General features: G+C 59.7%; 5 protein-coding genes. 2 read left to right on the forward strand and 3 right to left on the reverse strand.

All coding sequences use genetic code 11. From position 1 onward, the window contains the following. Positions 1-127: 127 nt before the first annotated feature. Together P0R31_RS29335 and P0R31_RS29340 are read right to left on the reverse strand one after the other, a co-directional pair. Positions 128-1,141: a hypothetical protein gene (locus tag P0R31_RS29335; protein WP_275517903.1), complete on the reverse strand. Its 1,014-nt coding sequence runs from the start codon at positions 1,139-1,141 to the stop codon at positions 128-130. A 16-nt stretch (positions 1,142-1,157) separates the two neighbouring features. Next, complete coding sequence (locus P0R31_RS29340) at positions 1,158-2,579, reverse strand: O-antigen ligase family protein (protein WP_275517904.1); 1,422 nt, start codon at positions 2,577-2,579, stop codon at positions 1,158-1,160. Here P0R31_RS29340 and P0R31_RS29345 point away from each other — a divergent pair. Together P0R31_RS29345 and P0R31_RS41125 are read left to right on the forward strand one after the other, a co-directional pair. Then, positions 2,535-4,139, forward strand: a complete 1,605-nt coding sequence (locus P0R31_RS29345; protein WP_275517905.1) for a GNVR domain-containing protein — start codon at positions 2,535-2,537, stop codon at positions 4,137-4,139. The two genes, P0R31_RS29340 and P0R31_RS29345, sit on opposite strands and share 45 nt — an antisense overlap. Positions 4,140-4,300: 161 nt before the next feature. Continuing rightward, a complete protein-coding gene (locus P0R31_RS41125) occupies positions 4,301-4,888 on the forward strand; it encodes a glycosyltransferase family 2 protein (RefSeq protein WP_430516874.1) in 588 nt (195 codons plus the stop codon). A gap of 176 nt (positions 4,889-5,064) precedes the next feature. Here the strand turns inward: P0R31_RS41125 and P0R31_RS29355 are convergent. Continuing rightward, on the reverse strand, positions 5,065-6,326 hold a 1,262-nt coding region (locus P0R31_RS29355; protein ID WP_275517907.1), incomplete at its 5' end, for a lipopolysaccharide biosynthesis protein.

A 6,326-nucleotide genomic window follows, 5' to 3' on the forward strand; every position in this document is an offset into this window, starting at 1 on the left:
GAAGGGAACGCCCGGAAGGGCAGCCACGATGCCGATGGAGGCGACGTACCGCAGCAGGTCCAGACGCAGCATGTCATCGGAGGTTACTCGAAGGGCAGGCACCTTCCGCCATTTGGCCATCATGCCGTCATGTCCGGTTTGTTCGTTTGCGGCCTGGCACATTGCTCCAGGGGATTCGGGCCAGTGCTCCCAGTGTCAGGGCGAATGCCAAAAGGCAGTCGCTCGACAACGTATGGACCGTCGTGGCTGGCTCGGCGAGCATGGAGCGTGAACTGGAGTCGATCGAGGGCTGCCGGGTCTGTTCCGCTGGAGAGGACCACTCGGTTCCGTTCGCGGCAGTATGCTTCGCTCTGGAGGTGGAGACAGTCTCACCCTGTCCGTTCTGGATGAGATTTTCGCCGTGCCGCACTGGGTTCGAGGGGAGCGCGGGCGGCGTCTCTCGCATTAGATCGCGCAGCGGCGGGGCTGGGTTCACGCGGAAACCATCAGTGCTCATGGAGTAATGGCCGATCGTCTTCCATTGGGTCGAAAGCTCAACCCAGTTGCTGACTCCAACAGCTGGATTGTTGCTGTGATCGTCGAGATAGGGCGCTTGCGCGTCGCGCCACCAGTCGGCGCCGACCATGGCGACGAGACTTAGGTTCGGATCGGTAACCCTCATCTCCATCTGAACGTAGACGGCGTCCACAGTGTCGGCCGCGTATGTTCCGCGCGCCTTGTACCAGAAGTGGTTGTTGTAGCCAGCCGGAGGCACATCAAAGGCGATGGTCGCGCCGGCCAGCGGTGTGGCCTTCATGGGAATGGCAACATTGCCGACGAAGTCCGGGACAAAATGTCCCCCGGTCAACTGCGTTCGCGACTGGTCCTGGACCAACGTCCATTCGCCGGCCTGTTTGATGCGAACGTAGGTCTTGGCGTTGGCGACCTCGACCTTCGCGTCCGGATTTGAGTAGGGTGGTGCCCCCACCTTCGGATAGACCTGTCCCCAGCCTTGGACCGCGGTGAAATCCGCAGGCGGCGACCAAAGCCCGCCGTCATTCCAGCCCTGATACCAATTGTAGCTCGGAGGCACGCCTGCGGGAAAGCCTTCACTATTCCCAGGAGTGTTCTGCCTGATGAGCTCGGAAAGTGAGAAGTCCATCGACCGTACTTCCCGCTCACGCGCTGGACGGATCGCGTGCCGGCCATTTTGGTGACGTAAACCGGCCTGCATAAGAAAAGAACAGCGTCATCGAGGTGAAATTGTCGATGAGGTTTTCGGACAGGAAGTAGATGAGAAGCACGGTGTACATCGTCTTCGCCGCCCGGTCCTTCAGCGAAAAGACGATGCTGAAGACGAAGACGACGAAGACCAGGAAGTTCAGAAGTCCGTACTCCGCCAGGACGCGCAGGTAGTCATTGTGCGGCGGTAGCGGCAAGACGGTCAGGATGCCGGTCTGCATCGCGCCGTATCCGAACAATATTCCGCCGAGTCCCCGCGACGAATATATCTGCCAGATGTTGGTCCAGTGGGTGATGCGGAAGAACGCCGACACGTCCGTCGACCCGGTCAATTCGATCAGCTGCTTCGTCGTCATCCGGGCGACAGTACCGGGGTCGAGGTCCCAGATGAGCGCGATGGCATTCAAGCCGGTTATCAGTCGATCGAGCGCGCCAACGGCGTGGGCGACCACGCTGGCGCAAGCCAACAAGATGATCACTACGAAGACTTGCGGCCGCAAGGGAAAGAAGGACCAGAGGCCGATCGAGATGATGGTTGCAAGAGCAGGCCCAACGCGGTTCATGACGGCGGCGTTTATGAACTGGCCGATCAAAACCCTGTTTCCGAACCAGGGAGACAGGACAAAGAACAAGGCCGAGAAATACAACGCCGCCGTATTCGTGTTCGGGAAGTAGGAAAATACGTCGGGATACTCGACGCCGATGTAGACCTGAGTCTGGCCGATGGCCTTGAACAGCAGCGGCAATGCCGCAAGCAGGTAGACGCAACGCTTTTCGGCCGGGTGCATCGGCTCGGCCATGCCGCGGCCGGCGACGTAGAACGAGTAGATCGAGACGAGCTTCAATCCATCGGATAGCTCGAAGGCGCCGAAGTTCGCGAGGTAGCTCGCGCCCGTGAAAATGCAGGCAAGCACCAACAGGAGGGTGTAAAAGTAGCTTCTCTCGTTGGTGATAAGGACGTGGCGCGCAGACCACAGGATCAAAAGCAGGCTGGTCGAGTTGCTCAGGACGTTGAATATCGTCGACCCGGTGAAATGATAGAGAAAGGTCAGGAAATTCAGGAACACGAGGCCCAAGCAGGTCACCACGAAGAAGCGGCCCTGCATGGTCGTAGAACCGGAAGCGAGGTGCGGTGCTCCCTCTCTTCCCAGAGCTAGATCGTTCACGGCAGCCGTACTCCGCACTTCTGAGCTTTCGGTTCCGCGGCGCCGCTCCCAACGGGCGCGACCCGCTGGGGACCGACCTGTCGGCCAAGATGTCGGGGAATTGCCAGGTGTGAGTTGACGGCCGTCAATACCTGCCCGGACGCTTCGTTGGACGCTGAGATGCCAAAAGAAGTGGAGTCGGCCGTGGAACATGACACGAGCAGTTCATTCGCCAGAACATTCGGTCTGTTATGGCGGCGGCAATGGGTGATTTATCTGTGCCTGTTGCTGACGTCCGGCGCGGCCTTTCTTTACTACGCGGCCGTTGGAGAGCGCTACGAGGCATATGTGCTGCTTCGTGCGGGGCAAGGGATCAAGGAACGATCATCCAGCAATGCGGGGGCCTCGCCGTTCGGGGAGGGCGTCGACCTCCAAAGCCGGATGGAATCGCTGTCGCGGATCGCCAAGATCGATCTGGTCATCCTGGAGGCGGCGAAGAACGTCGGGTACGAGAGATTATCGTCCGATTCAAACCCCACGCTTTTGGCCAAATTCATGGCATGGGGCAGGGAGATCGACCTTCGCGACATGTTCGCCAACGAGTCCGGGGAGCCGAAGGCGCCGGCGAAGCCCGTCGACGAAACGGAGGAAGATATCGAGCGTAACCAGGAGGCTATTCTCAGCTTGCGTGATCGCGTGACTGCGAAGCAGGAGGGGCGCTCCGATCTGTTGAAGATCACGTTTCGCCACAGGAATCCGGTGGTCGCTGCGAGCTATCTGAACGAGCTGGCGAACACGTTGGTCGCCATACAAGGCCTCGACGTTCAGATGCCGGGTGCGCAGGAGTTCTTCCAGCAACAAACGAAGCGGCTGGAGGAGGACGCCGAGATTGCAGCTGCGGATCTGAAGCGTTTCTCCGTCGAGGCCTCCATCTATGCCGTCGACGAACAGCGGCAGCTGCTGCTCAGGCGTGCCAGCGATCTGTCGGCGCTGATCGCCACGACGCGTGGAGCGATCGAGGACAAGAAGGGACAGAAGCTGTCGGTCGTCGACCAATTGGCGATACTGCGGCCCGTCGCGCAGAACAAGGCCGTGAGTCGCATGGTCACCACGCTCGGAGGCCAAGATGGCCGCAAGAGCCTTGATCCGGTCGCGAAGCCGCCGGAGCAGTTTGAGGAGCAGCCGCCATTGCTCCTGATCAAGGTTTATCAGGACAACATGGCAGCGTTGATGAAGCTGAATTCCGAACTCAACGGTCAGATGGAGCTCCTGCATCAGCTCGGCATCGAGCTCGAGAAGGTGAACAAGGAGCTGGCATCGCTCTCTGCGAAAGAGGCGGAATACGGCAGGTTGAAGCGGGTTCTGGCGACCGCCTCGGCGGCCGCTGCACAATATGCAACGCGCATTCTCGAAGAGCAGATCAGCTCAGAGGTCGCCAAGAAGAGCCAGCTTTCCAGCGTCAGAGTGGTGCAGAAGGCGGTAACGCCGATAGCGCCTGTCTTCCCGCAAGTCTCGCAGCTGGTCGCATTGGCCCTCGCCGGCGGAGTTCTGCTCGGCTTGGGCGGCATCTTCGGTCCCGAGCTTGCCAGAGGCACCATGCATCGTCCGGTGTCGAGATCGGCCGCCGGCATTGAGGAGTACGATCCTATCAAGAACCTGCTGATCGCTGCTCAAAGAGGAGATGGGGTGAAGGAGCTGCATCCTGCCGGACGGGCCGACTACGACGAAAACAGCGTCGGACTTGGCGCACGATCGCCCCGACTAAAGGGGTGAATGCGGTGACGCCAAGCGAGTGCTGCCATTTGAGGCGTCGGTAGCCGTCACCGGTACCAAGGGTAAGCCCCGACATGAAGATATTCAGCATCTGTTGCGTTCGAGACGAGAATGACATCGTCGGGGAGACGCTGAAAGCGGCTCTCGACTGAAGCGATCGGATCTTCGTCTTCGACAATGGAAGTGTCGATGGCACCTGGGAGACGCTTCAGGAACTCGCGAATTGCCATCCCAGGATCGAGCTTGTCGGCCATGACGATCGGACGTTTACCGATGAGCTCCGGGGAGAAATATTTGAAACGCGTCGGCACGTGGCGTCACCGGGAGACTGGTGGTGCAGGCTCGATTCTGATGAATTCTTCATCGATGATCCGCCGCAGTTCCTCGGCGACGTGCCCCAAAGCTATGGCTTCGTCCTTTCGGCGACAATGAACTTCTATTTCACGGATGCCGACTTGAAGAGCTACGAGGAGAGTCCTGCCGCGTGGCTCGCCCGTCCCGTGCAAGAGCGGTTCAGATATTATCAGAACAGTTGGAGCGAGCCGCGTTTCGTTCGCCATCGGAGTGATCTGCGTTGGGGCGGACTGATCTGGCCACACAATCGCGGACGGACATTTTCATCGCGGATACTTTTGAAGCATTTCCCATGTCACTCGCCGGCGCAGATATCGAAGCGGCTGGCGATAGCAGCAACCGGGGCTGTTCAAGCAGGAGGCGAACCGAGCGCTTGCGAAAGGTCTGCAGCTTGATTGGATGGATAACGGACCAATGCCAATTCATGAGCTGGCCTCCTGGCGCGATCGCGTGAGGGAGGCCACTGAATGCGACGTCGATCGCGGCGATGGGAGTGCCCATCACGCGCGATGACCTGATGCCTCCGCTTCCGTCGCCGACCTTGGACCCCTGAGAGTGCCCTGAGGCTCAATCAGGCGCCCACTCGGCGAGAATAGGCGTTCGAGATCGGGAAGCCGAACAGCAGCCAGTAGCGCCATAGTACCATGATAAGGGACGTCAGCAGGATTGCTGCTCCGGCGCCGTGGAGTCCGCCGAGTGGCAGCAGCGCCAGTTGTGCGACGACCAGAATGCCCACCGAGGCCAGGTTCGTGACGGTTGTCAGACGGTCTAGATGCGCTGTAAACAAGGCTAGGGCGCCGAAATCGGCCATATGGCGTACCGCCAGTCCAGCTACGATCAACCAGAATGCCGACCACTGGGTGGCGAGCGCAGGTTGATCGATCCATGGCAGGAGCACCTGGAAAGCAAATCCGATCGCCGTGCTCAGCGCAGCAGTCGCGAGTGCGGTTGTCTGCAGAAAGCGCCAGGCCAGCTGGCGGTGCGCTGAGGGGCCGCTGGTCCGATATGCACTGATCAGTGATGGGCGCTGCTTTTGTTGAAGGACGAGAGCCAGGAACGTGGTGGTAGAACTGCCGACCGTCCAGAAGAGGAAGTAGATGCCTGCGATCCTCGAGCCCAGGAACAGTGTGATCATGTAGCGGTCGATATATTGGCTCGTAATAAATCCGAGGTCGCTCAGCAGAATGAGGAACGACTTCTGGATCGCGCCGGTGATCATCGAAAGTCTGAGCGGCTGGGAGAAAGATGCCAGCCATGGCCACGACCGGCTGAGGAAAGCAAACAGCCCCACCGAAGCAACGCCTCCCACCAACCAGAAGCCGAACAGATATGGAAGCGATCTGAGGCCGGGATCCCAAATAGCGAGCGGAATATAGATCAGGATCCAGGCGGCGCCGCGGATGAAGCCGATGGCGTTTGCCCAGACGTGACGCTGCAGGTTGGAAAGCAGGTAGAAAATGTCGTTGCCAATATGCTCGAACATGATCACGGCGCCGATGAGGATCCAGAGAGGCGGCATGCCGAGGAGGACGGTAACCAGCGTCGCAACCGTCAGCAGAACAGTGTACGCAAAGGCCACGAAGCACCAATAGTGGCGCATGTTGTCGATCATTTCGCTGGTGGAGGCCGTGACGGCGTCGCGCATCACCAGGTGGTTCATACCAAGGTTGACCACGATCGGAACGGCTGCGATCGCGCCGGCGACGAGGCCATAGAGACCCAGCGGCGACAGGCCGAGATAGCGGGCAATGAACAGCGTGAGGCCGAACTTGCAAGCCATGACGCACGCCCGCATGGCCATGACCATGAGATCGAAGAGGAGGTGGCTGGGGG

The sequence above is a fragment of the Bradyrhizobium yuanmingense genome (assembly GCF_029167105.1).
GTDB classification, from domain to species: Bacteria; Pseudomonadota; Alphaproteobacteria; order Rhizobiales; family Xanthobacteraceae; genus Bradyrhizobium; species Bradyrhizobium yuanmingense_A.

Excerpts from the sequence above, each read along its gene's own strand:
- P0R31_RS29340 (WP_275517904.1), bottom strand. The coding sequence starts at position 2,579 with ATGTTCCACGGCCGACTCCACTTCTTTTGGCATCTCAGCGTCCAACGA.
- P0R31_RS29335 (WP_275517903.1), bottom strand. The coding sequence starts at position 1,141 with ATGGACTTCTCACTTTCCGAGCTCATCAGGCAGAACACTCCTGGGAAT.